The sequence below is a fragment of the Clostridium sp. AF37-5 genome, assembly GCF_003477605.1.
Taxonomy (GTDB): Bacteria; Bacillota; Clostridia; order Lachnospirales; family Lachnospiraceae; genus Eubacterium_F.
Window position 1 is genome coordinate 19,166 of sequence record NZ_QUDR01000025.1, and the last position, 26,075, is coordinate 45,240.

Annotated in this window: 26 protein-coding genes and 1 pseudogene; 21 read left to right on the forward strand and 6 right to left on the reverse strand. The window is 40.6% G+C overall.

Features of this window, described 5'->3' with window-relative positions:
- Positions 1–54 precede the first annotated feature (54 nt).
- A complete protein-coding gene (locus DW019_RS12930) occupies positions 55–873 on the reverse strand; it encodes an aldo/keto reductase (RefSeq protein ID WP_118443804.1) in 819 nt (272 codons plus the stop codon).
- 152 nt (positions 874–1,025) lie between these two features.
- The gene (locus tag DW019_RS12935) at positions 1,026–1,805 is read right to left on the reverse strand and encodes a helix-turn-helix domain-containing protein (protein WP_118443805.1); all 780 of its coding nucleotides are present in this window, start codon (positions 1,803–1,805) and stop codon (positions 1,026–1,028) included.
- A gap of 189 nt (positions 1,806–1,994) precedes the next feature.
- On the opposite strand from DW019_RS12935, the gene DW019_RS12940 reads away from it, so the two are divergent.
- The 5 genes from DW019_RS12940 to recR all read left to right on the forward strand — a co-directional run bounded on the left by DW019_RS12940 (position 1,995) and on the right by recR (position 7,761).
- Positions 1,995–3,923: a family 43 glycosylhydrolase gene (locus DW019_RS12940; RefSeq protein WP_207663936.1), complete on the forward strand. Its 1,929-nt coding sequence runs from the start codon at positions 1,995–1,997 to the stop codon at positions 3,921–3,923.
- Between the two features lie 191 nt (positions 3,924–4,114).
- Positions 4,115–5,188, forward strand: coding sequence for an ATP-dependent 6-phosphofructokinase (locus DW019_RS12945; RefSeq protein ID WP_118443807.1), 1,074 nt, complete (start codon positions 4,115–4,117; stop codon positions 5,186–5,188).
- A gap of 15 nt (positions 5,189–5,203) precedes the next feature.
- Positions 5,204–6,781 carry a DNA polymerase III subunit gamma/tau gene (dnaX, locus tag DW019_RS12950; protein ID WP_118443809.1) on the forward strand — a complete coding sequence of 526 codons (1,578 nt, stop codon included), beginning with the start codon at positions 5,204–5,206 and terminating at the stop codon, positions 6,779–6,781.
- A 30-nt stretch (positions 6,782–6,811) separates the two neighbouring features.
- Entirely contained in the window at positions 6,812–7,162 is a 351-nt protein-coding gene (locus tag DW019_RS12955; RefSeq protein WP_022376012.1) for a YbaB/EbfC family nucleoid-associated protein, read from the forward strand.
- Complete coding sequence (recR, locus tag DW019_RS12960; protein WP_118443811.1) at positions 7,162–7,761, forward strand: recombination mediator RecR; 600 nt, start codon at positions 7,162–7,164, stop codon at positions 7,759–7,761. Before DW019_RS12955 ends, recR begins: the two co-directional genes overlap by 1 nt.
- Here recR and yyaC read toward each other — a convergent pair.
- Positions 7,726–8,301, reverse strand: coding sequence for a spore protease YyaC (gene yyaC, locus DW019_RS12965; RefSeq protein ID WP_117479430.1), 576 nt, complete (start codon positions 8,299–8,301; stop codon positions 7,726–7,728). The two genes, recR and yyaC, sit on opposite strands and share 36 nt — an antisense overlap.
- A gap of 172 nt (positions 8,302–8,473) precedes the next feature.
- On the opposite strand from yyaC, the gene DW019_RS12970 reads away from it, so the two are divergent.
- From DW019_RS12970 to DW019_RS13005, 8 genes and pseudogenes are all read left to right on the forward strand, one after another.
- Positions 8,474–9,406, forward strand: coding sequence for a hypothetical protein (locus DW019_RS12970; protein ID WP_118443813.1), 933 nt, complete (start codon positions 8,474–8,476; stop codon positions 9,404–9,406).
- 76 nt (positions 9,407–9,482) lie between these two features.
- A complete protein-coding gene (locus DW019_RS12975; RefSeq protein ID WP_118443815.1) occupies positions 9,483–10,631 on the forward strand; it encodes a DUF5711 family protein in 1,149 nt (382 codons plus the stop codon).
- Between the two features lie 13 nt (positions 10,632–10,644).
- Positions 10,645–11,139: a CvpA family protein gene (locus DW019_RS12980; RefSeq protein ID WP_118443817.1), complete on the forward strand. Its 495-nt coding sequence runs from the start codon at positions 10,645–10,647 to the stop codon at positions 11,137–11,139.
- Positions 11,140–11,301: 162 nt separating this feature from the next.
- The gene (gene rpsL / locus DW019_RS12985) at positions 11,302–11,721 is read left to right on the forward strand and encodes a 30S ribosomal protein S12 (RefSeq protein ID WP_022376018.1); all 420 of its coding nucleotides are present in this window, start codon (positions 11,302–11,304) and stop codon (positions 11,719–11,721) included.
- 123 nt (positions 11,722–11,844) lie between these two features.
- The gene (gene rpsG, locus DW019_RS12990; RefSeq protein WP_022376019.1) at positions 11,845–12,315 is read left to right on the forward strand and encodes a 30S ribosomal protein S7; all 471 of its coding nucleotides are present in this window, start codon (positions 11,845–11,847) and stop codon (positions 12,313–12,315) included.
- Between the two features lie 39 nt (positions 12,316–12,354).
- Positions 12,355–14,472, forward strand: a complete 2,118-nt coding sequence (gene fusA, locus DW019_RS12995) for an elongation factor G (RefSeq protein WP_022376020.1) — start codon at positions 12,355–12,357, stop codon at positions 14,470–14,472.
- A gap of 131 nt (positions 14,473–14,603) precedes the next feature.
- A complete protein-coding gene (tuf, locus tag DW019_RS13000; protein ID WP_117479425.1) occupies positions 14,604–15,791 on the forward strand; it encodes an elongation factor Tu in 1,188 nt (395 codons plus the stop codon).
- 546 nt (positions 15,792–16,337) lie between these two features.
- A pseudogene (locus DW019_RS13005) lies at positions 16,338–16,640 on the forward strand (ABC transporter ATP-binding protein); the annotation flags it as partial.
- 143 nt (positions 16,641–16,783) lie between these two features.
- Here the strand turns inward: DW019_RS13005 and DW019_RS13010 are convergent.
- Together DW019_RS13010 and DW019_RS13015 are read right to left on the reverse strand one after the other, a co-directional pair.
- Positions 16,784–17,491 (reverse strand): LytTR family DNA-binding domain-containing protein, encoded by a 708-nt coding sequence (locus tag DW019_RS13010; protein WP_118443821.1) that lies wholly within the window; start codon positions 17,489–17,491, stop codon positions 16,784–16,786.
- The gene (locus tag DW019_RS13015; RefSeq protein WP_182431141.1) at positions 17,488–18,159 is read right to left on the reverse strand and encodes an ATP-binding protein; all 672 of its coding nucleotides are present in this window, start codon (positions 18,157–18,159) and stop codon (positions 17,488–17,490) included. The genes DW019_RS13010 and DW019_RS13015 overlap by 4 nt, the downstream gene beginning before the upstream one ends.
- A 413-nt stretch (positions 18,160–18,572) precedes the next feature.
- Between DW019_RS13015 and DW019_RS13020 the strand changes: the two genes are divergently transcribed.
- The 8 genes from DW019_RS13020 to DW019_RS15580 all read left to right on the forward strand — a co-directional run bounded on the left by DW019_RS13020 (position 18,573) and on the right by DW019_RS15580 (position 24,533).
- Entirely contained in the window at positions 18,573–19,826 is a 1,254-nt protein-coding gene (locus tag DW019_RS13020) for a DUF4885 family protein (RefSeq protein WP_118443825.1), read from the forward strand.
- Positions 19,827–20,466: 640 nt separating this feature from the next.
- Positions 20,467–20,628, forward strand: a complete 162-nt coding sequence (locus DW019_RS15195) for a hypothetical protein (protein WP_182431142.1) — start codon at positions 20,467–20,469, stop codon at positions 20,626–20,628.
- Between the two features lies 1 nt (position 20,629).
- Entirely contained in the window at positions 20,630–21,433 is an 804-nt protein-coding gene (locus tag DW019_RS13030; protein ID WP_118443827.1) for a hypothetical protein, read from the forward strand.
- Between the two features lie 74 nt (positions 21,434–21,507).
- On the forward strand, positions 21,508–21,750 hold the full coding sequence (locus DW019_RS13035) for a transposase (RefSeq protein WP_118443829.1): 243 nt from the start codon (positions 21,508–21,510) through the stop codon (positions 21,748–21,750).
- A 132-nt stretch (positions 21,751–21,882) separates the two neighbouring features.
- Entirely contained in the window at positions 21,883–22,371 is a 489-nt protein-coding gene (locus tag DW019_RS13040) for a type IV secretory system conjugative DNA transfer family protein (protein WP_118443831.1), read from the forward strand.
- A gap of 349 nt (positions 22,372–22,720) precedes the next feature.
- Positions 22,721–23,161: a DMT family transporter gene (locus DW019_RS13045; protein ID WP_243024163.1), complete on the forward strand. Its 441-nt coding sequence runs from the start codon at positions 22,721–22,723 to the stop codon at positions 23,159–23,161.
- Positions 23,162–23,307: 146 nt separating this feature from the next.
- Positions 23,308–24,159, forward strand: coding sequence for an endo alpha-1,4 polygalactosaminidase (locus tag DW019_RS13050; protein ID WP_118443833.1), 852 nt, complete (start codon positions 23,308–23,310; stop codon positions 24,157–24,159).
- Between the two features lie 41 nt (positions 24,160–24,200).
- The gene (locus DW019_RS15580; protein ID WP_243024164.1) at positions 24,201–24,533 is read left to right on the forward strand and encodes a hypothetical protein; all 333 of its coding nucleotides are present in this window, start codon (positions 24,201–24,203) and stop codon (positions 24,531–24,533) included.
- 318 nt (positions 24,534–24,851) lie between these two features.
- On the opposite strand, the gene DW019_RS13060 is transcribed toward DW019_RS15580, so the two are convergent.
- Positions 24,852–25,934, reverse strand: a complete 1,083-nt coding sequence (locus DW019_RS13060) for a GGDEF domain-containing protein (protein WP_118443835.1) — start codon at positions 25,932–25,934, stop codon at positions 24,852–24,854.
- Positions 25,935–26,075 lie beyond the last annotated feature (141 nt).

Genomic DNA, 26,075 nt, shown 5'->3' on the forward strand with positions numbered 1-26,075 from the left:
GTACTTTCATTTTATACTATATGTGTGCAAAATGCAACAGAATTTTACACCGGATTAAAAGTCCACATGGTCGGGGTCGCCGTGCATTTCATTTTTGTTTAAGGCATCAATTTTTTCGATATCTTCGGTGCTTAATTTAAAATCAAAAACCTGCGAATTGCTGAGGATTCGGGCTTCTTTGGTGGATTTTGGAATTGTGACGATGCCGTTTTGCACATCGTAGCGCAGAATAATCTGTGCAATATTTTTTTCATACTTTTCGGCAAGGCTTTGCAGAACCGGGTCGTCAAAGCATGCACCACGGGCGAGCGGACTCCATGCCTCCGGTACGATATTGTGTTTCTTACAGTAGTTACGAAGTTCTTTTCTTGTTAAATAAGGGTTACATTCAAACTGGTCAACGGCCGGTGCAATGTTTGCATGGACACTTAATTCTTCTAAGTGATGCGGTAAAAAGTTGCTTACGCCGATGGCCTTTACAAGTCCCTCTTCATATAATTGTTCCAGCACATGCCACGTTTCTTTGATTTTGCCGGGTATTGGCCAGTGGATGAGATATAAATCGACGGCATCTACACCAAGGTTGTCTAAACTTTTTTCGAATGATTCACGCTGGCGGCTCTCGCGCTGCATGTCGTTCCAGAGTTTGGTTGTAATAAATAAATCGTCTCGTGGAATTCCACTGTCTTTAATCCCTTCACCGACTTCTTTTTCGTTTTCGTAAAATGCGGCAGTATCAATCAGGCGGTATCCGTGTCTGATGGCTGTCGAAACGGCGAAAGTGTTTTCTTCCTTGGAATTGTAAACGCCAAGCCCGAAAATAGGCATAGCCACACCATTGTTTAAGGTTACGGTTGATTGTAAAGACTGCATAGGAAATCCTCCTATTCTGTTTTTTTGAGTAGATTCTATTATATGGAAGCGAGGGTGTCAAGAGGGGGAGAAGATATCGAATCAGTCCGAAAGGATTTCGTGAAGGAATTTAAAGAAGTTTCTTTAGTGTGTGAAAAAAAGAAACCTATACATTAGTTTTTCTTTACTGATTCACGATATGCTTTTGGCGATGTGGTGAATTTTTCTTTAAATTGCCGGCTGAAATGTTCGACGTTTGAATAGCCGCATTGTTCTGCAATTTTGTATATTGGTAATGTTGTTGTGGCCAGCTTTTCCTTAGCTAGCAGGAGGCGGTGTTCAATAACGTCTTCCATACACGATGTACCGAATTTTTTTTGATACAATTTTTGCAGATGCCTTGTTGAAATGTGTAACTGTTTGGCCATATCCGGTATATTCCATGGAGAGGACGGATTGCTGGCAATATTGATATGAAGCTGCTGCAAAGCCATTTCGTGGAAAGTACTAGATTTATTGTAGGACAGAGATTCTTTTAGTTTTGAAAAAAGAATCTGAAACAGGGATTGAACAGTGAAATTTTTATATTGGTTTTGAAAAAAATTTTCCACAGCAATTAAGTGAATAAGGCTGCTTATATAAGAGTGATCCATTGCTTTAAAAGGGGTACCAAGAGGTACGCTACCATTACAGATAAATGGTTCATCTGTATAAAATCGCAGCCAGTCATCACAGAATATTTCATTTTCAAGGGAACCGTATTCAATAGAAGAATAGGGTGGGTATAGAGTAATGCTGTGTGCGGGCATGATAATACGTTTTCCATCTATGATATGGTAAGCCGGTGTATGTGTCATAGTTATCAGCCACCAGTCATTTGACTGATCAGTTACGGTATAGGTAAATCCTGCAGGATGCGAAGCATTGCTTTGTACGTAAATAATGTCTATCATAGTTATTCGAAGCCCCTTTGCTGAAAAATTTTGATCCTAAAAATAGAATACACGTTATGGCAGAGAAAAGCAACAAAAAATGCCCCTATATATCATGAAATAGAACATAAAATGTCATAGAAAGAACTATACAGATTTGTTAAAATAAAGGTGAAAATGATTAAAGGTAAGAAATGGAGGCTTGTGAAAATGAAAAAAATTTTTTCAAAAGTTGTTGCCGGAGCACTTGTTCTATGCATGGCGACATTATCATTATCAATCCCATCAAAAGCGGACAATCCAATTGTGCAAAATATTTACACAGCGGATCCGGCACCGATGGTTTCGGGGGATACGCTGTACTTGTATACAACGCATGATGAGGATAAACTGGTAAAAAATTTTTACACAATGAATGACTGGAAATGTTATTCAACAAAAGACATGGTGAACTGGACAGATCATGGGACTGTTCTGTCAAGAGACAATTTTAAGTGGATGGATACGAAGGATCCTCGTGCTTGGGCACCACAGTGTGTTGAGAGAAATGGCAAATTTTATATGTATGTACCGGTTCATAAAAAGAATGGTGGTATGGTTATTGGTGTAGGTGTCAGTGATAAGGCAACCGGACCATTTGTTGATGCTATTGGTAAGCCATTGGTAGATGAGGGGGACTGGAATGACATTGATCCGACCGTATTTATCGATGATGATGGACAGGCTTATTTGTATTTTGGTAATCCCAATCTTCGCTATGTGAAATTGAATGAGGATATGCTTTCTTATGATACGACTATTGGTAAAAAAGGTGTTGTATCGCTTGATATGAATGAGTCAGGTTTTGGTCCTAAAGTGATGGAAAATGGGAAATTATCCCGTCAGTGTTCTTATGGAGAGGGACCATGGTTCTATAAACGAGGCAGTTTGTATTATATGGTATATGCTGCATTTGGACCAACAGGTGGAGCAGAACATCTGGCATATTCTACAAGTAAATCGGCAACCGGTCCGTGGGAATATCAGGGAGTTATTATGCCATCCCAGGGGGGCTGCTATACAAACCATCCGGGTGTTGTAGACTTTATGGGACATTCGTATCTGTTCTATCACGATCAGAAATTAAAGGGAGGCAGCAGTTATCACCGTTCTGTTTCTGTGGAAGAGTTTACATATAATGAGGACGGTACATTCCCTACTTTAAATATGACAAAGGACGGACCTGCCCCAATTGCAAAACTGGATCCATATCAGTGGACGGAGGCAGAAACCTATGCAAAAGGAACAAATGTTGAGTCAGAAGGAAATGGCACAGTGGGAATGAACCTTTGTGACATTAAAAATGGAAGTACGATTAAAGTAAAAAATGTGGATTTTGGTGAAAAGAGTGCAGTTTCCTTTAGAGCTGCCATAGCAAGCGAGAAAAAAGCAACTATGGAATTACACTTGGATTCAGCAGATGGACCATTGATCGGAACACTTAGTATTGATAATACCGGTGGTGAGTATATATTCAAAATACTTTCTACGGATATAACAAATGCAACGGGAATTCATGACCTATATATGGTATTTAAGGGAGAAGATAAGGTATCTCTGGCTAAATTTGATCACTGGAGATTTGTAGATGAAAAAGGTGCCGATGCAATTCCGGATCCGACACCAAAGCCGACTCCTGTACCGACACCAAGTGTGGCTCCTTCTGTAACGCCGACTGCTACACCGAATGTTACGGAAACACCGGCACCGACTATTGTACCAAGTCAGACACCGGCACTGACACAGTCTTCGGAAAACAAGAAAATAGAAAGCCCACAGCCGAAAGCGACTGTGAGGGCAGTAAAAAAGATTAAAGTGGCTAAAGTCAAGGGTGTAAAAGTAACAGTGACAAAGGCAAAAAAAGCTAAGATTTCCTGGAAGAAAGTCAAGAGGGCAGCCGGTTATCGGGTGATGTATTCGACCGATAAGAAATTTAAGAAGGCAGCCGTTAAGATTACTACTAAGAAAGCAAATTATGTTACGAAAAAGCTGAAAAAGGGCAAAAAGTATTTTATCAAAGTAGCTGCATATCGAAAAGACAAAGCTGGTAAGAAAGTATACGGAAGTTTTAGTGCTGTTAAGAAAATTAAAGTAAAATAATAATTACAAGATACTATAGATCTGTTGTAAGATAGGTCTATAGTATCTTTTTTATGCTGAAAAGAGATGGTGCTAGAATTCTTTTTCTGCCTAACCCTCGTACGAAATTCATTCCACTATTGCCTAAACCCGCAAAATAGGGTAAACTAAAGAACGTATCTAAGACACGTACTTTCGAAAGGGAGGCAGATATGAGACGAGTAGCTTTTTTGACCAGTGGTGGTGACTGCCAGGCTTTGAACGCAACAATGCGCGGCGTGGCAAAAACGTTGTATAATGCAGACCCGGACACACAGATTATCGGTATCCTTGAGGGGTATAAGGGTTTGATGTATGAAAAGTATGTAGAAATGAAACCGCTTGATTTTTCCGGTATTTTGACGGAGGGTGGAACGATTCTTGGGTCTTCGAGACAGCCATTTAAGAATATGAGAAAGCCGGATGCCAACGGCATGGATAAAGTGGCGGCGATGGTGAATACTTACCATAAATTAAAACTTGACTGTCTTGTGATTTTGGGAGGAAATGGCACACAGAAATCCGCCAATATGCTGCGGGAGGAAGGCTTAAATGTAGTAGGACTTCCAAAAACCATTGACAATGACATCTGGGGAACGGATATGACATTTGGTTTCCAGAGTGCCGTGGATATTGCGACTACGGCGATTGACTGTATTCACACGACAGCGTATTCGCACGGAAGAGTATTTATCGTGGAAGTTATGGGACATAAAGTTGGATGGCTTACGCTTCATGCCGGAATTGCCGGGGGAGCAGATGTGATTTTGATTCCGGAAATACCATATGATATTGACGCTGTGGTACAGGCAATTCAGAAGCGCACGGATGCCGGAAAGCGTTTTTCGATTCTGGCAGTGGCAGAGGGTGCAATTAGTAAGGAGGACGCACTTCTTACGAAGAAAGAGAGAAAAGCAAAATTAAAGAATAATCCATATCCAAGTGTTTCCTATAAAATAGGAGCAGAGATTGAGGAGCGCACCGGGCAGGAAATTCGTATTACGGTGCCGGGACACACACAGCGCGGGGGAAGCCCATGTGCGTATGACCGTGTGATTGCCAGCCGCCTTGGGGCAGCAGCGGCTCAGTTGATCTTAGAAGAAAAATACGGATATATGGTTGGATTTAAAAATAGAGAAATCATTCCGATTCCGTTAGAAGAAGTAGCGGGTAAATTAAAGATGGTAGACCCGGATTCTTCCATTATCCGCGAGGCGAAAAATTTGGGCATCAGTTTTGGTGTGTAACAGAAAGAGGCAATTATGTCATATCAGGCTTTATATCGGAAATATCGTCCCAAGGACTTTTCCAGTGTCCGGGGGCAGGAACATATTGTAAAAACGCTCACAAATCAGATTCAGGCGGACCGGATTGGACATGCTTATTTGTTTTGCGGAACGAGAGGAACCGGAAAAACGACGGTTGCCAAAATTTTTGCAAAGGCAGTAAACTGTGAAAATCCGGGACCGAATGGTCCTTGTGGTGAGTGTGCAATGTGTAAGGCAATTGAGGAGCAGTCTTCCATGAATGTGGTGGAAATCGATGCGGCATCGAATAACCGTGTGGATGACATCCGGCAGGTGATTGATGAAGTGCAGTATTCACCGGCGGAGGGACGTTTCAAAGTGTATATTATCGACGAGGTGCATATGCTCTCGACAAGCGCATTTAATGCACTTTTGAAAACATTGGAAGAGCCGCCTTCCTATCTGATTTTTATTTTGGCAACGACGGAGGCACACAAGATTCCACTTACCATTTTGTCGCGCTGCCAGCGCTATGATTTCAAACGGATTCAGGTGGAAACAATTGCGGCAAGACTGCGGGAATTATTAGAAATAGAAGGAATTGAGGCAGAAGACAAGGCGCTCACTTACATTGCGAGACAGGCAGACGGCGCACTGCGTGATGGCTTAAGTCTTTTGGAACAGTGTATTTCTTTTTATTTCGGACAGAAATTAACATATGAAAATGTTTTGAAAATTCTTGGTGCTGTCGACCACAGTGTATATCACCGGTTGATGGAGGCTTTGATAAAAAATCAGGTCGATGGCGTGATTGCCATTGTGGCTGAGATGGTTGAGCAGGGCAAGGATTTATCACAATTTGTCAATGAACTGATTTGGTATCTGCGCAATCTTTTGGTTGTGAAAACTGCGGATGAGGCAGAGCAGTTAGTGGATATGTCGGAGGAAAACAGGCAGGAACTTTCCCGTTTTGCCGAGCAGATTGAATTGGAAATTTTGTTCCGCTATATCCGTATTTTGTCGGATTTGGCAAATGACATGAAATATGCAAACAATAAGCGTGTCATGCTTGAGATGGCGATGATTCGCTTGTGCCGTCCGCAGATGCAGACGGATTACGATTCGCTGATTCAGCGGTTAAATCAGTTGGAGCAGAAGAATGAACAGTGGCAGGAGATGATGGAGTCCGGTACCTTTGTGGCAGCGCAAAGTGCAGGAGCATCTGAGAACAAAACGGTAATCAAGCCACAGAGAGAAATTCGTCCTGAAGCAGTTCCTGATGATGTAAGAGATGTGGTGGCAAACTGGAACCAGATACTTGGACGAATCGATCAGGTGTCGCGGTCTATGCTTTTAGATGTGAGGATTTCTGTATCAGAGGCAGGAAAACTGGTGCTTGCTTTTACGCAGGGAATGCCTGCCGAATATTTTAAAAAAGAGGAAAATCAGCAGGTGCTGATTGAGGCAGCCGGTCAATTGACGGGCAAAGAGATTTCGTTAGATGTGCGTTTTGTGGAAAATCGCCAGGAAATGAATGCTTTGCCGGAGCTGCGGAATATAATAAAAAATGTAGAAATTGAGATGTTGGATTGACCGACATAGAAAAAGAAAGGAAGAAGAAAAATGGCAAGAAGAGGTGGATTTCAGGGCGGAATGCCGGGAAACATGAATAATTTGATGAAACAGGCGCAGAAAATGCAGCGTCAGATGGAAGTAACACAAAAAGAAATGGAAGAAAAAGAGTATGAAGCGACGGCTGGCGGCGGTGCCGTTACGGTAAAAGTTTCCGGTAAAAAAGAAGTTCTTTCCGTAAAATTGAGCGAAGAAGTTGTTGACCCGGATGATATTGAAATGTTAGAGGATTTGATTGTGGCAGCAACGAACGAGGCATTGCGCCAGCTCGAAGAAGACAGCGCAAAATCCATGGAAGCGTTGACCGGCGGATTGAACCTTGGCGGAGGCTTCCCATTCTAATGAAATATTATAGTGAGTCGATTACAAATTTAATCGAAGAATTGGCAAGTCTGCCAAACATTGGTCCAAAGTCAGCACAGCGGCTGGCACTGCATATTTTAAATCTGCCGGAAGCACGCGTGAAACATTTAGCGGACAGTATATTGACGGCAAAGCAGAAGATTTGTTTTTGCAAAGAATGTTTTAATTTGTCTGACCGGGAATTGTGTCAGGTATGTGCGGACGAAAAAAGAGACCACCAGACGATTATGGTAGTCGAGGAACCAAGTGATTTGGCGGCTTATGAGAAAACCGGACAGTACAAGGGCGTGTACCATGTACTTCACGGTGCGGTGAATCCAATGGTTGGTGTGCAGCCGGAGAACTTAAAACTCAAGGAACTGCTGCAGCGCCTTCAACGGGAAGATATCAAAGAAGTTATTATTGCGACAAATTCCACGGTGGAAGGAGAAGCAACAGCACTTTGGATAAGCAAATATGTCAAGCAGGCGGGGATTAAAGTAACCCGGATTGCCAGCGGAGTTCCGGTTGGCGGTGCGCTTGAATTTATTGACGAAATGACGTTATTCCGCGCACTTGAGGGAAGAACGGAACTGTGAGTGCATAAGACATCGAAACAGTCCGAGACTGATGAAATCAGCAAGCTGCATGACAAGATTTAAATGCGTTGTCTGCAGCAGCATCTGGCTCCCAAATCCGGAAAGATTGACAATACCGGTGATAAAAATGTCACCTACTTCCGGAAGATTTTTATCAACACCGACGCCGGGACAGAGTGCTCCCTCACCTAACGTGATATAGCCGACGTGCTCGACGACACCGAGGGATGCGTCAATTGCAATAATCAGTGCGTTTTTATAACAGGAATGAATGAATTGTAAGGTGGCTTCCAGATTTTTAGCATGGATGGGCTGTTCCAGTGTGCCGAAAAGATGGAGGCTGTTTTTATGTGTACTGCAAAAACGTGCTAATTTATGACCGACAATCGGACCTAAGCAGTCGCCGGTGGCGCGGTCGGAGCCGATGCAGACAAGGACGATGTCACGTGAATGGTAATTCTTTTTCTCTAATAAATTCTGAAGTGATGTAGTAAAATTAAATAAGGAACGGCTTTCGCCGGGATTAAAATATTCTGCCATAATAAAAAACCTTTCTGTGTTGTTATTAGCAGTATTCTCATTATTTCCAAAAATCATGCGGAAAAAACTTCAATAAAATTTGTTCTCGGGTTCTGAATCGACAAAATCCGCTTTCCGGGCGTGATATGATAAAACTGTCGATTGAGAAAAAACAATAAAGGGAGGACAAGTCATGCAGTGGACAAGACCAAAAAGTGTTCGGCAGATTGGAGAGATTCCGGGGCGGGGACGAATTTATATGGAAGATTATGTCATTCGTTTTGTAAAACGTCTGGCAGAGCAGAGTCATGGGATGGAAAAGGCAGCAGTGCTTTTGGGCACGAGCCTGATATGTGATGGGGAGAAAATTTACCAGATTTCAGGCGTTGTGGAAATTCATAATTTTGCAGGGCGGAGCGGTCCGAAACTTACCGATGAAGACTGGGATTATATTTATTCGGAAATGAAGGAAAATTTTACGGATTTGGAAATTGTCGGATGGTTTTACAGTTGTCAGGGATTTTCTGTTAATCAAGCGGGGCAGCTTCTGCAGATGCATAAACTGAATTTTGAAAAACGGGATAAGGTTTTATATCTTTATGATGAAACAGACGGTGAAGATAGTTTCTTTTTGTATCGCAGCGGACAGTTAGAAAAACAAAAAGGTTACTATATCTATTATGAAAAAAATCCGGAAATGCTTCATTATATGGAGAGGGAAAATAACCGGCATGTTCATATTGTGGAGCAGGAAGATGACCGCGTGGTGAGAAATATTCGTGGTATTATGGAGGAAAAAGAAAAATTTCGGACAAAGAAAAAACAGAAAGAAGTACATATGGGATATGGCATAGCGGCGGTGACTGCATTGATTGTCGTGTTTGCGTTTGTTGTACTGATGCAGAATCAGTCAGCGCTCAATCAGGTGAAGCAGCAGTTGAATACAATCCAGACGATGAATCAGTCGCATCCCGCAAATCAGGACAAGACGATTGTGGAGACGCAGAAAGCAAAGCTTACGCCGTGCCCGACAACGGTTCCGCCAACACAGGAGGCCACGGCAGTGCCGAGTGTTTCACCAACGCCCGTACCTTCGGCGCCTGCGCAAAATGGCGTTGCACAATAATTCTTTTCTATGCTATAATATAAGTTACCGTAATCAGAGAAATTTTCGATTCGAGTACGAGCAAGAAGGGTAGAAAATGAAAGACTTTTTGAAAAATAAGCAGAAATGGATTGTGGGTCTGGTGATTCTGGGGCTGATGTTTGTTGCCGGTGGCTTTGGTGTGGCCTCTTATTTATATGGGAATCGGTGTTACCGTGGCTATGAAGTGAAAAACAAAGTGAACCGCAGCGACAGTAACAATGTGAATTACCGGTATCATAATGGAAATATTTTAAAATACAGCCGCAGTGGTATTAGTGAGATTAATAACGAAGGGAAAAGTTTGTGGAATGGCGGTTATGAAATGAAGCAGCCACAGGTGGACGTGTGTGGCGATTATGTGTCGGTTGCTGATGTGAGCGGGAAACAGTGTTATATTTATAACGGAAAAGATGAAGGCGTTACCGTTGAGACAAGTCTTCCGATTGTGCGCGCAAAAGTGGCACGACAGGGCGTTGTTGCGATTCTTCTGCAGGATAAGGATTCCAATGTTTTAAACATTTATAATCCGTACAGCAACGCAGAGAGTTTACTGGTGGAAATTCCAACCAATGTTTCGGAGGAAGGATATCCGCTTGATTTTGATATTTCACCGGATGGGAAAAGTGTTGTCACTTCTTATATGATAGCAGGCAGCAGTGATTTTGAAACGAAAGTCAGCTTTTACAATTTTACGGAAGTTGGACAGGACAAAAATACATTGGTAGGCGGAAAGTCATTCGGAAACAAGATGATTGCCGATGTTGAATTTGTGTCGGATGATGAAGTGCTGGTTGCCCACGAAAAGGGGTATTCCATTTTTGGACAGATGAAACAGCCGGAAGTTGTTATGGAAAAAACATTTTCAGATTCAATTAAAAGCCTTGCTGTGGGAGATGATGCGTTAGCTTTTGTCCTGCAAAAAGAGGGAAATGCAAAAAAACAAACATTAAATTTGTATAATTTGTCCGGCAGAGAAAAAATGCAGCAGGACATTTCTTATGAATATGCAGATATGGAAATGTACGGGGATGAAATTATTTTTACGGGAAACCGTTCCTGCAATATTTTGAGAACCAATGGACATGACAAATTTGATTATCATTTTGAGCAGGAGATTGATGCGGTGTATCCGACATCAGACGGACAGGTTTATACGCTGATTGATTCATCGACGATACAGAAAATACGATTGCAGACGAAATGAGAAAGGAAAAAATATGAGTACAACACTTGTGGAACTGATTGCCGCCGGAATCTTTTTGGTGTGCATACTGGATGGTGTTCATAAGGGACTTTTATTAAAAGTGTTTTCGCTTTTGCGGATGGTTGTGGTGCTTGCCCTTACGATGATTTTGGTGCCGGTTCTAAAACCGTTGTTTGCGGCAAATTCTGAAGTGCAAAGCGGTGCGGCGTATGTAATTGCGCTTCTTGTGGCAGTGATTGTCGTGGGGATTGTAGTCCGTGTGCTGAAATTAGTGGACCACATACCGGTTCTGAAAACCGTAAACCGGCTGGGCGGTGCCATCTTCGGTGCTTGTATTGGAATTGTTTTAATCTGGGTTTTGCTGGCAGTGATAGGAGCGTTTCAGGATGTGGCGTGGTGCAGGGAGATTTCGGAGTGTGCAAAACAGAGTGAAATTCTTCGGACGATTCAGAAATTTGACCCGATGAGTTATGTATTGAAAAAAATTGATTTTCCAATGTTGTTTTAATGGCAAATCAATGGAAATAACTGAAAAAAACGGCTTGACAAAGGGAAGTCCACACGATATAATGATTTAGCATGCGTTTCGTGTGGGCTTTTTTGTGTCCTCAAAAATAGGACAACTAGTTCCGCAGACCATGACAAATTAGATTACAGGAGGTGAAAATTAATGCCAACTTTTAACCAGTTAGTAAAGCAGGGTAGAAAATCGGTTGCTAAGAAATCCAATTCTCCAGCACTGCAGTCATCCTACAATTCTTTGAAGAAAAAGTCCGTTAATACGAGTTCTCCACAGAAGCGTGGTGTTTGTACTGTTGTACGTACTGCTACTCCGAAGAAGCCTAACTCAGCACTTCGTAAGATTGCCAGAGTTCGTCTTTCCAACGGCATCGAGGTAACAAGTTATATTCCGGGTGAAGGCCACAACCTTCAGGAGCATAGCGTTGTTATGATTCGTGGTGGACGTGTTAAGGATCTTCCTGGTACCAGATACCACATTATCCGTGGTACATTGGATACCGCAGGTGTAGCTGATCGTAAGCAGGCTCGTTCTAAGTACGGTGCCAAGAAACCGAAAGCTGCAAAATAAGCTAATTTAAAAGTACCGGATTAATTTTTGCATCTTACTATATAAAAGTGAGCAAACTTTAAACTGGTGCGGACACAAGTCGTGAGTACCTGTGAATTAATTATTATTAAGGAGGGAAGTAACGTGCCACGTAAAGGACATATTCAGAAAAGAGACGTATTGGCTGATCCAGTTTACAAAAATAAGATTGTTACAAAACTGATTAACAACATTATGCTGGACGGTAAAAAGGGCGTTGCTCAGAAAATCGTATACGGTGCATTTGAGCAGGTAGCAGAGCAGACAGGTAAGGATGCTCTTGAAGTATTCGATGAAGCTATGAACAACGTAATGCCTGAACTCGAGGTCAAAGCTAGACGTATCGGTGGTTCCACTTATCAGGTTCCAATCGAGGTTCGTCCGGATCGTCGTCAGGCGCTGGCTCTTCGCTGGTTGACAACCTATTCTCGTGCGAGAGGGGAAAAGACCATGAAGGAGAGACTTGCCAATGAGATTATGGATGCTGCAAACAACACTGGCTCATCCGTAAAGAAAAAAGAAGATATGCACAAGATGGCAGAGGCAAACAAAGCCTTCGCACATTACCGCTGGTAATTCTTGTGCCACCTATTTTGGAAAAAGGAGGAACTGGCTTTGGCTGGAAGAGAATATCCACTTGAGCGTACCAGAAATATTGGTATTATGGCTCATATCGATGCCGGTAAGACAACACTTACAGAGCGTATTCTGTACTATACCGGTGTGAATTATAAAATCGGTGAGACTCATGATGGCGCTTCCACAATGGACTGGATGGAGCAGGAGCAGGAAAGAGGTATTACAATTACTTCTGCCGCTACTACCTGCCACTGGACTTTGGAAGATCATCACAAAGCTAAACCGGGTGCATTGGAGCACCGTATCAACATCATTGATACTCCTGGACACGTAGACTTTACTGTAGAGGTAGAGCGTTCACTGCGTGTACTGGATGGAGCTGTTGGTGTGTTTGATGCAAAAGCTGGTGTAGAACCTCAGTCTGAGAACGTTTGGCGTCAGGCTGACACTTACAATGTACCACGTATGGCATTCATCAACAAAATGGATAAGATGGGTGCAGACTTTTTTATGTCAGTACAGACGATTATTGATCGTTTGGGTAAAAATGCAATTCCTGTTCAGATACCGATTGGTCAGGAAGACGATTTCGTCGGATTGGTTGATTTGTTTGAGATGGAAGCATACTACTATAAAGATGACAAGGGCGAGGATATCGAAATCACTGAGATTCCGGATGATTTGAAAGATCTTGCTCAAGAATGGCATGAAAACCTTGTTGAGAAAATCTGTGACTTGGATGATGATCTGATGATGCAGTATCTTGAAGGTGAAGAGCCATCCGTCGAAGATTTGAAGAAAGCTCTTCGTAAAGGAACAATCGCTTGTGAGGCTGTTCCGGTATACTGTGGTTCTGCTTACAAGAACAAAGGTGTACAGAAGATGTTAGATGGTGTTATCGAGTACATGCCTGCACCAACAGATATCCCTGATATCACTGGTACAGACGAAGATGGTAACGAAGTCGTTCGTAAATCTTCTGATGATGAGCCATTCGCAGCATTGGCATTTAAGATTATGACAGACCCATTTGTTGGTAAGCTGGCATTCTTCCGTGTGTATTCCGGTACATTGAACTCCGGTTCTTATGTACTCAATGCAACAAAAGGAAAGAAAGAGCGTGTCGGACGTATTTTGCAGATGCACGCAAATAAACGTAGTGAATTGGATAAAGTATATTCCGGAGATATCGCAGCGGCTGTTGGTTTCAAATTGACAACAACAGGTGATACTATCTGTGATGAGAAACATCCGGTTGTTCTGGAATCCATGGAATTCCCTGAACCGGTTATCGAGCTTGCTATCGAGCCGAAAACAAAGAACGATCAGGGTAAAATGGGTGAAGCTTTGGCAAAACTTGCTGAAGAAGATCCGACATTCCGTGCTCATACTGATCAGGAAACCGGTCAGACAATCATTGCCGGAATGGGTGAGCTTCACTTGGAAGTTATCGTAGACCGTCTGCTTCGTGAGTTCAACGTAGAAGCAAACGTAGGTGCTCCACAGGTTGCTTACAAAGAAACATTTACAAAAGAAGTCGAAATCGATTCGAAGTACGCAAAACAGTCTGGTGGTCGTGGTCAGTATGGTCACTGTCGTGTTCGTTTCACACCGATGGATCCAAACGGCGAGAACACTTACGAATTCGAGTCTACAGTCGTTGGTGGTGCTATTCCGAAGGAATACATTCCAGCTGTCGACGAAGGTATTCAGGAAGCTGCTCAGGCAGGTATCCTTGCTGGATTCCCAGTACTCGGTATTCATGCGAACTGTTATGATGGTTCTTACCATGAAGTCGATTCGAGTGAAATGGCATTCCACATCGCTGGTTCCATGGCATTCAAAGATGCTATGAAGAAAGGTGATGCAGTACTGTTAGAGCCTATTATGAAGGTTGAAGTTACGATGCCTGAGGAATACATGGGTGACGTAATCGGAAGTCTGAACGCAAAACGTGGTCAGATTGAAGGTATGGACGATATCGGTGGTGGAAAGATTGTTCGCGCATTTGTTCCGCTTGCTGAGATGTTCGGTTATTCAACAGAACTTCGCTCTACTACTCAGGGACGTGGTAACTACTCCATGTTCTTCGAGAAATACGAGAAATGTCCAAAGAACGTACAGGACAAAGTATTGGCACAGAAGAACGGATGAGAATGTTAATTCGTTAATGTAACAATTTTGGGGGGTTGCTTTTTTAGCAACTTTCCCATATAATTAAGCTATGTGTATATAGCAGATATTTCTAAATTAAAATTTAAAAAATGTTAGGAGGACGTTTAGAAATGGCTAAGGAAAAGTATGTAAGAAGTAAACCGCATTGTAACATTGGTACCATCGGTCACGTAGATCATGGTAAAACAACTTTAACAGCAGCAATCACAAAGGTACTTGCTGCAAGAGTATCCGGTAACGAAGCTACAGATTTCGAGAACATCGATAAGGCTCCAGAAGAAAGAGAACGTGGTATCACAATTTCTACTGCTCACGTTGAGTATGAGACAGAGAAGAGACATTACGCTCACGTTGACTGTCCAGGACATGCTGACTACGTTAAGAACATGATCACTGGTGCTGCTCAGATGGACGGCGCTATCCTTGTAGTAGCTGCTACTGACGGTGTTATGGCTCAGACAAAAGAGCACATCCTTTTGTCTCGTCAGGTAGGTGTACCATATATCGTTGTATTCTTGAACAAATGTGATATGGTAGACGACGAAGAGTTGATCGAACTCGTAGAGATGGAAGTAACAGAGCAGCTTGAGGAGTATGACTTCACAGATTGCCCAATCATCAAAGGTTCCGCTCTTGGCGCTTTGGAAGATCCAAACGGCAAATGGGGCGATGCTATCATGGAATTGATGAACACAATCGACGAGTATATTCCAGATCCAGAGCGTGACACAGATAAGCCATTCGTAATGCCTGTAGAGGACGTATTCTCTATCACAGGTCGTGGTACTGTTGCTACTGGTCGTGTAGAGGCTGGTACTCTTCACTTGAATGATGAAGTAGAAATCGTTGGTATCAAAGAAGAAACTCAGAAATCCGTTGTAACTGGTATCGAGATGTTCCACAAAGAGTTGGATGAGGCTCAGGCTGGTGATAACGCTGGTGTACTTCTTCGTGGTATCCAGAAGACAGACATCGAAAGAGGACAGGTTCTTTGTCAGCCGGGAACTCTTACATGTCATACAAAATTCACAGCTCAGGTTTACGTTTTGACTAAGGACGAGGGTGGACGTCATACTCCATTCTTCAACAACTATCGTCCACAGTTCTACTTCCGTACAACTGACGTAACAGGTGTTGTTCAGCTTCCAGAAGGAACTGAAATGTGCATGCCTGGTGATAACGTAGAAATGACAATCGAATTGATTCACCCAATCGCTATGAGCCAGGGTCTTACATTCGCTATCCGCGAAGGTGGACGTACAGTAGGTTCAGGCCGTGTTGCTACAATCATCGAGTAATACAATCTGAATATAGATTTGTTATTGCAAGATAACGTTGTGTCCAAACGTAAGATACCCGTAGAACTTCAGTTCTACGGGTATTTCTGTTGCTTGGAAATATATAAAAGGGCAGAAAAGAATAACGAACAGGATAGAAAAACGGTTGCCGGGAGAGAGTCCTGACAACCGCTTGGGATAACAGAATGATAACAAAATCCTGAAAGTGGGTTGACAAATTTGAAATTGATGCTATACTACCACTATAACAGAGTTATTAATAGGATTTGGTTCGATTCCAAACACCATCAAATTAATATTGGGAGCATTGTCGAATTGCTTAGTTTCTGGATTGGTTTATGATGTGGTCAAAGACATTTGTAAGAAAGGACTTGGTTCGATGAGTAAAGAATACATATTATTATTTGGTCTGGGAGTATGCGATGGTGAAGTGTAATGGTTGCACGATTTGTTAAATGAGCAGACTCCCCCCAGACTACCAAAAACTCAGAGCTCATAAGGGCTCTTTTTCTTTTGCAAAAAATTAAGTCAGATCATAAGCCTCTCCAAAAACTTGCAATTGCAAGGGCACTCTATAAAGATTCACCAATTGTTATTTTAGATGAGCCAACAGCTGCCTTAGATCCTAGAGCTGAGTATGAAATATATACAAGATTTTTGGCTCTTGTAGAATCCAAAACATCAATTTTTATTTCACATAGGCTTTCAAGTACTAAATTTTGTGACCGGATTGTTCTTTTTAAAGATGGCTCTATAGAAGAGACTGGTACACATAACGAATTGTTGCAAAAGGGAGGACTCTATGCAGAGTTGTTTAGGATGCAAGCACAATTCTATTTTGACAACTAGATATATTGGGAAGGAAATTCATGGTGTCTTATATGGAATTTAGTTTGAGAAAAAATTTCTCAAATGCCAAAATGTCGCGTTTTTGAATGAATTAGTATTGAATTACAAATTTGTTTTTTATTATATCATAGTTTTTTCTCCTGTTATATATCAAGTAGCTTTGAAAAGACTTCACGAACATGTTCCAAATAGCTTTCCGACACAGGATAAATAGAATTGTCGGAAAGTGTGATGTCTTTATTGGTTAATCTCATAACTTTATTCATATTGACAATAACTGTTCGATGGCAACGGACAAATTCTTTGGGTAGTTGATTTTGTAGATTTTGTAATGTGATTTTCTGACGAAAAAAAGCCTGATTATCATTTGGTTGAGTTATTATATCTACATAGTGCCGAAAAGAGGTAAATGCCAATATTTTGTTGTAGGGTATTTTTACTGTTTCAGTTTTTGTTTTGTACACGTGATAAGACCCTTGCATGTTTCTCAAAATGGGTTTCATACATTGTTCAAGTTTGTTCTGGCTAATTGGCTTTAACAAATAATCCAAAGCCTGAACATGATACCCGTCAAAGACATATTCGGAAAAAGCAGTCAGGAAAATGATATTACCGCAAAATCCATCCCTTCGTAATTGTTTTGCAATGTCCATTCCATTTGCTAATCCTAATTCAATGTCAATAAAAAAAAGTTCGTCTTCATCATATTCTTTTTCTGAAAAATCCTTGTCATTAAAATAGTGACGTATAGATGTGGAAATATTATTTTGTTTACCCCACTTTTCCAGCAATTGTTTTAATTGCGCAGCATGAGTTGCTTCATCTTCTAAAATTGTTACATTTAATTTCATAATGATTTACCTCTTTCTGTAAGTAATGGAATATATACATCAGCAGTAAAAGAATCTTTTTCGGCTGTTATATTGCAAAAGCCGGAATTTCTTTCGGCAATTTCTCTAACATTTGTTAAACCTTTACCATGATTTTTCTGATCTGTTTTTGTGCTGTCCAGTTGACCATTAAGCTTGTATCGATAGTTTCCAGAGGAACTATTCTCTACATGAATATGATACATGCTCCGCTGTGGTTTAAGAAAAACTTTGATTTGAGGATGGGTATCCGTCTTTCGTTCTATATTGGTACAGGCCTCTATTGAATTGTCGAGGAGATTGCCTAAAATCCCCGTGATTTCAATATCATTGATAGGAAAATGATCAGGGAGAATAACAGAATACATAAACGATATATGCTCTGACTGTGCAATCGCGTATTTGTCGGTTAAAATTGCATCAATGACGGGATGACCTGTACTTACAATTGGGAAAGATTGTGGGAGGGACTCGCGTTGCTTGGATACATATTGACTGAGTTGGTGATAGGACTTTGCTTTGATTAGTTCATGGATTACTGCTAAATGATTCGAGTAGTCGTGTTTCCATTTTTGCAGACTTTTTGCGGATTGGAGAATAGTTTTGTTTCGTTCCTTATTTTTTTCATACATATGTATTTGTTCTGCCAATTTAATGTTTTCTTGATATGTTTTACTGATAATTTGAATTAGAAATAACATAGCGAGGAAAACGAAAAGAATAAAAATGCTGATGCTGTTAAGTTGTATTCGGTATTTCATAGGTAACTTGTCAGTATCAAGTTCAACGATTATATTCAAGAAAAACGTGGACACAAATAAGGCAATAACAGTAGTTATTACTACAAAAACGTCAAATTTTTTTGGTAAAGAAGAAATATCATTCAGGATGTGTAAGAAAGCAATCATGAAAAGGAATATAAATAACAAAAACAGCAATGGATGTTTTGCTATAATGTATTATCTTCGGCATCATCTACTATGAAAAATATTTCAATAGAAATAGATTGGGAATATGATTTAGCCGATACAAATTATGAACTCTATAAATAGGAGGCTCTGTCATGACAGATATAATCAGGCTGAAACAACAGGAAGCAGTGTTACGATTACTTTTTCAGAATGCACACAAGGATGTCGAAAAGCCGCTGCATGCACAAAAGAATGTGGTTGCGAAACGGGATTGCTTAACGATTAGTTCGGAAGCAATGGAAATTCAAAAGACAGCTCAGATTTACGGTCAGTCGGAGAATATTAAGTTTGACCAGAATGTTGATATTGCGTCATATTTTGAAGCTGCAAGAGAGGCTAACCAGAAAACACTTGAGAATGCGGGTGACGAGATTACGCGTTCTGGGCAGAAATGTCCTTATGTGTCATCAGGTGAAGTGTGCTATCAAATACTTACAGATAAATATAGTAAATTGATAGAAGAAGCAAAAAAGAATGATGACCCGGAACTTTATATTGAGAGAAAGTATTATGATCCTACCTGTCCGTGGTTTACATCAGATTTAACCAGAGAAGAAAGAAGTATTGGGTATCGAAATGAAATGTCCATGTTAAAAAGAGGAAAAGTGGTAGGTGCGAATATGCTTGACTCGGTATTTCGGATAAACAATTTGACGCTTGAATATGATGAAATAAATGCTTCTCAAATTTCTTACTATAGACAGTTGTGTGATGCACAGCTCAATTTTATTTTTTCAAAAAATAAAATTGAAGTAGGAGAAGTCTCACAGTACATTTTTCGGGTAGATCCTTACAGTTATTACATTTCCGTGGATTGTGAGGATGCTACAATAAAGGGGAAAATGGAATCTGTACTAAATCAAGGGGAAAACGGAAAGCATCTTTGGCAGCAAATTAAATGGTTTTCGGAGCAGGATGGTGCTCATGGTACTCAGATAAGTAATAAATTGAGTATTCACAAAACTTGGGCTTATAGAGAGGTGTACAGATACACAGGCTATCAATTGCATGAGTTAAAGGAAGAGAATGGCACATATTACACAGAAGATGGGACAGATATAAAAACGGTGATCCGTGAGGAAGTATGGAAGTATGGAAAGATCCAATTTTTCCGTATGAGGCAAAAGAGGATTATGCACAGGCTGTCTGTGGCTGGATTCAGGAAGTGGCAGAGTGGGGCTGGCAAAATGTGCCGGATATGGTGTTATCTATCGGATACACATCTGCTGGTTTACATGATCTGGGGCAGGATATTTCTTTTGATTATGGAAGTGAGTGGTATAAACAATATCTGGATAATTATCAATATTCCGTGTTGGCAACATATTGAAGAAACATTAATTTGAAAACAGTTGTTTGGCTTTTTAAGCAACTGTTTTTTATCTTCCTTTTATCTCTTCAAATGAAAACCGAGATCCCCGCCTGAGAGGAAATCTCGGTTACAAACAGAATAACAGATGACAGTGAAATTGGCAGTACAAAGGCAGAGGGCAGGATTCCCCCTGTCTTTTGTGTTATAGTGGGGGCACACTGGCAGGCAACGGAAAAAACATCACAGTCCGTAATCGACATTTACGATGGATTGTATCAGAAGCTAGGATCATAAGGTTGTTTCCGGTGATCTTGACGGATAATGGGAGTGCATTCCACTTTTATTACGGGGAAGAACTGACGCAGAAGTTAGGATGTCAGAAGGCTGCCGCCGGAGACATCAACCTTACGCCAGAACTTCTGAAAAAATGGGAAACTCATAACAAAGGTGAAAATAGGGGTACAAAATTTTAATGCTACTTTCAAAATGCGAAAGTTGTTTACAAAACGAGAAGGTCGGCGGGGTACATTCGAACATGAAAAAATTCCTTATATAGATTTCGTGCACTAAAAAGGGGTGTTCGTGCACTGAGGGTTAATATAGGAGAAAAATCTGTCGAATTCACTTGTAGAAATAATATACATCAAAAGAAGAGTCAGAAGGAGGATACAACAATGGAAAAAAGCATGGGGATTTCTATACCATCAGTAAATAATTCAATTGTTAGTTATGAACAGTCGCAAGTTACAAATGTAAATAATAAAGGAAGGGAAAACGGTAGATTCTTCAAAGAAAGCGGGAAAGCACTGGTGGCAATGCAGCGAAAAAGAAAGTAAATTGTTGCAATGTCGTGTCAAAGACAGTGATCAGCGCAAAGAGTATCTTACTGCCTTTTATCAGGGAAAGATTTCTGATGTTGAATTGGACATGGCAATATCAAATACGATACGTAATGCATATGAAGAAGCCGTTTCTGGCGGCTGGCTGGATAAAGATGACGAGAAAGAATTTTTAAATACAATGTATTGTGATTTAACAATAGAAGCGGTGCAGAATGCCGTGTCTAGTAACATTGTTGAAGGTAGGGCACTTAATCGGCAAAATGCAGTAAATGTGCAGGATAGTAAGTTTGTGTATTATAATGCAAAATTTTATCATTCCTGTGAGAAGGTAAGGGAGGTTCTCAGAGATTGTTTAGATAGGTTTTCAGAGGAACTGGGAATTGAGAATCTTGACAAAGAAAAGTATTTATCCGAACACGTGAAAAATGGTGATGATTTTAATGCAGTTTGGAGTGGAAGTTATGAAAGTTGGAATGGGCATTACAATCATTGTGAGATGATAAATACGGAAGCTGTACCTCCAGAGGAATTTTCCTTTTATTATCAAGTGGAGTATTCTAATATCCATAAAAATTTTAAAGAGTACGATTATGAAGAACGACACTATCTGCTCGTTAATGGAGAGACTTCTGTTGTTAAAGAAGAATTCAGAATGACAGATGATACGATGTTGAATCGAAAACCTTTTAATAATCTTTTGGATTATGTAAAAAGTAAATATTTAGAACAGGATCATTTGTGGAAAGAACTGCATTATTTGAAAAATTTTAAAATATATTCTTTGCTAAATTTTGTTTAAATGAAACTGTTGCTAGAGGATTACGAGTACAAAAAGGCACAGTTTGATGCCGGTATGGAGACGATAGAAAAGTTGTGCAAGAAGGGAAGATACCTGAAAGAGAGCAGATACTTGCCATCAAAGGTATAGGAGTGATCACGGTGGCTGAATTTCTGGTTGAAGTGGGCGATGTAAGGCGTTTCGAATCACCCAGACAATACAAAAGAGGGCGAGCGGAACTATTGCAGAAAAACTGGAAAACGATTTTATATCTGTTAGACGAGGCTCAGTTTGTGGATGCAGACACACCGCCGAAACTGGTTCTGCGCATGGAATAACTGGCAAAAAAGAAGCCGGATCATCCGGCGGTAAAAGCCTATCAGCGATACCGGGGAGATCCGGATGAAACGATTCGTTCCGTCATTATGCCCGTAAATGCCCGTATGTAGCCTTTCGATAATGAAGAACTGTTGGAAATCTTTTCGTCCAATGACATTCCGTTGGATGAGTTTGGCACCGGAATTGACGGAGAAAAGAAAACAAAAAGCAATTTGTTTATCATTATCCCGGATGACGATGACACCTTTAACTTCGTGCCGGGCATGGTTTACACGCTGCTTTTTCAGGAGTTGTACCGTCAGGCAAGGTTCTTTGGTGGAAAGCTGCCGATGGATGTCGGTTTCTGGTTGGATGAAATGGCAAAGAAGATTCATTCTACTCCGAACGATAAAAAGAGACACGCAGGAGAGCCGACCATCACTGCCGGCATGATACAGTCAGCCCTTCATGCCGAGAAAGAGCGGGAAGAAGCGGAACGGAAAGCGTGGTTTGTAGAAAATTTTGATTTGCTGCAGGCAGAGGCTCCGGAAGAAGTAATAAAGTTAATCATCCGCCCGGAGATAGAGGAAGGACAGGTGCTGCAGAAAAAAAGAAAATGTGGTTGGAGATGGAGGGGATAGAAGCAATTGAAGAATGAGAGATTATGTGATATTCTTGCTTGAAAAAGGAGAAAATCATGAAGAAACAATCAGAATTAATCAATGAGTATTTGTATTATGGGAGAAAGCAGCGAAAATTGGATGAAAAGACTATCAGATCAGGCCGTGTTGCTACAATCATCGAGTAATTTAAAATTTTATATTTTAGATTGTATTCCGCAATCCTTGAGAAATCAGGGGTTGCGGTTTTTTTGTATAAAAACTTCTTTAATAATGCATTTTGGGGAAAAGAATGGTAAACTGTTGTTTAATGGGCTTGCATGCTTGCAGAATAGCTCAACTATTTTTATGATTTGAGAAGAGGCAGAAGATGAATAACAAAACAACCAGAAACAGTTTCCTATTATTGGTAACGGCAGCCGTCTGGGGGGCTGCATTTGTGGCTCAGACAGTTGGTGGACAGACAATCGGAGCATATTCGTTTAATTGTGTCCGGTGTATTATCGGGGTACTGGTATTGATACCTGTCATGAAATTTTTAGATAAAAAAGATCTGTCGCCAAGAAAACCAAAGACAAAGGAAGATTATAAACTGCTGATAAAAGGTGGAATCTGTTGTGGTGTGGCACTTTGTATTTCTACAAACCTGCAGCAGGTTGGAATTTTGATGGGAGCAAGTGCGGGAAAAGCAGGTTTCCTTACAGCGGTATATATTTTACTGGTGCCGATTCTCGGACTATTTTTACATAAGAAATGTGGGATAAATATCTGGTTTGCTGTTGTATTGGCACTCGTAGGGCTGTATTTTTAGCAGTATTTGGCTGGTTGATTCTTGGACAGAAGCTGAATGCAAAAGAGATGCTGGGCTGTTGTCTGATTTTTGCAGCAATCATTTTGGCGCAGCTGCCGGTATAGCGAAAAGCAAAATTAGCAGATGAAGTCATGGGGAGAACAGGAGTGAGTAAAAAATTGATATATTTTTGGAAAAAGATTTTGATTTTAACATGGATGTTCAGTTTATTTCTTGGCATACTGGCAGGACCATGTGCGGTAGACGCAAAGAACCAAAAAGAGAAAAAAGAATATGGCGTATTTTTAAGCATTGATTCGTCTCAGATAAAAAAGTTATACGGATATAGGCTGGTGGTCATTGATGCACAGTATTTTTCTGCAAAAGATATCCGTACCCTGCACAAAAAAGGCGTAAAAGTATATACCTACTTAAATGTCGGTTCCATCGAGAATTTTCGCTATTATTATAAGAAATATGAATATCTTACAATCGGAAATTATGAGAACTGGGAAGAAGAAAAGTGGGTAGATGTTTCGAATAAGGACTGGCAGAAGTTTATGGGAAAACTGTCGAAGAAACTGCTGAAAAAAGGGGTGGATGGTTTCTTTATTGACAACTGCGATGTCTACGATTATGCAAAGACAAAGAAAAATTTTAAAGGACTGGCCAAAATACTGAAAAAAATCAAACGTCTTGGAAAAGGTGTCATGATCAATGGAGGAGATGTTTTTGTGACAAAGTACAGAAAAACATACGGATCGGCGAAAGATATCATGACTGCCGTTAATCAGGAATCTGTGTGGAGCAGTATTCGGTTTGAAACGAGCACGTTTGGAAAACAGCCAAAAGATGTACGCAAATATTTTTCCGATTATGTTCAAAAATGTAAAAAAGATAGAATGGAAGTCTATCTTTTAGAATACACGAAAGATAAAAAACTGATCAGAAAAATTAAACAGTATTGCAGAAAAAATAAGTTTCACTATTATATATCGGATTCAATCGAATTGGATTAATAAACAAGTATCATTCATGATTTAATGGGAGGAGTTTGAAAATGGAACAAAAAGAAATAACAAAAACGAGGCTGATTATTTATGTGCTGATGTCTTACGGACTGCCCTGTCTGATGGGAATTCTGATGTGGTATGGCAGTACAAAGGGTTATGACCTTACGGTATTTCCGACAGCACAGATGATGTATCCGGCAGCGGGCGTGATCGTACTTGGTGTTGTATGGGGATTGTGGCATATCCCAGATGATCTGTTTTATTATACACAGACATCAGGAATACCGATCATCTCGGGAACACTTTCCGCAGATGTTATGGAAAATCAGAAGAATCCCGGCGGTGATTCCACCTGCAAGGACACAGATACCAACTGCTAATGTGGAAGCTCCGGCAGAACCCATTGTCTTATAAATTTTCTCGTCCATCTTATATGCCCCCCCTTTGTTTGGATTTCTCATATTCTTAATGTATATTATTCTATCATTATTTTTATAAATATACAAATACAGATAAAAAACTTTGACATGTTCCTAAAATGAAATTTTAAATTCCACTTCCCCACGGGTCGGTGGAATTCTGTGCTGTATATTTAATTGTTTTTCCATCTATGCATATTTCTATATCTCCCAGTGGCGTGGTCATTCAATTCTCCCATATCTAACATTTAAGGTATCTATCTTCTGCTACTTTAATTACTAGCGAATCGTATCTTCGCCTTTTAATTGTTTTTTATTTGCATACATGGCTGCATCTGCAATAGAACATATATGTTCAAAATCCTCGTCTGCATCCGGCGTGGCAAAACCAATGGCGCAGCAATAAAGAGTCTTAGAAAGCTCCCTCCGCATATGATCGATCAGAGCAGGAACATCATCTTTTGAAACCCGTGAACATAAGATCATAAACTCATCACCACCGGTTCGATACAGGTGGCATCCCCTCGGCAGTATATTTTGAATGCACGCTACAATCGTACACAAAGCCGTATCCCCGGCCGCATGGCCATTCTCGTCATTGAGCCTCTTCAGATCATTTAAATCAATGGAAATTACCGCTGTCAGACATTTGCTCTCCATTAAATGATCCGCATCCAGATAAAAATACCGACGGTTGAGCGCACGCGTAAGTGGATCCCGCTTGAACTGCTGTGTCGTCAAATACATATAATAAAATGCAATACTCACAGCTCCCGTGGTATTGATGAGTCCGTCATAATGGAAAAATGCCTCCAGAATGACAGCTATCGTGTTCGTCACCGCAATGAAAATTGCGATCAGCGATTCGTATGTATGCTCCGTCTTATATAACTTATTAGTCAGGATAACCAACAGAATTAAATAAAAACCGGAGGCAGCAAATGCCGAATATCCAAGTGGCCCCCGCACAAATTCATTCTTATCCGAGTAGGAAAAACAAACACCTGAAAATAACGCAGTGGGAGCGATCAACGTATTCAGAATTCCCGGAAGCGCAATAAATTTCTTAAACTTTTGTGACACTCTGTTACCACAGGAAAGAATGATCACAAAGCATATATTGATTGGTCTAAGCGCATATCCAATAATAGATACTGCCACACGCAGCGTTGTCGGATACGGAAGTGTCGCACACCAGTATTCTATACTGTCAACGATAACCAGACACAGTACTGAGCTTATCGCAATGGAAAACAACCGAATTACCTTTCTCTGAAATACAGGATTTACATTGACGAAAATCAACATAAAAAAGGATATTAAGATCGTCGCAAAATTCAACTGTAAAAAATAATGAAACATAAACTCTTCCCCTTTTTTATCTGTAAATATACAAATTGCACATTATTATAACACAGAAAAGGGAGAATGTCTATATAATGCTTGCTTGAGTTTGTGTCAAGTAATCATTGGCACTTTTTTCAGGTTCCGTGTTTCATGGGA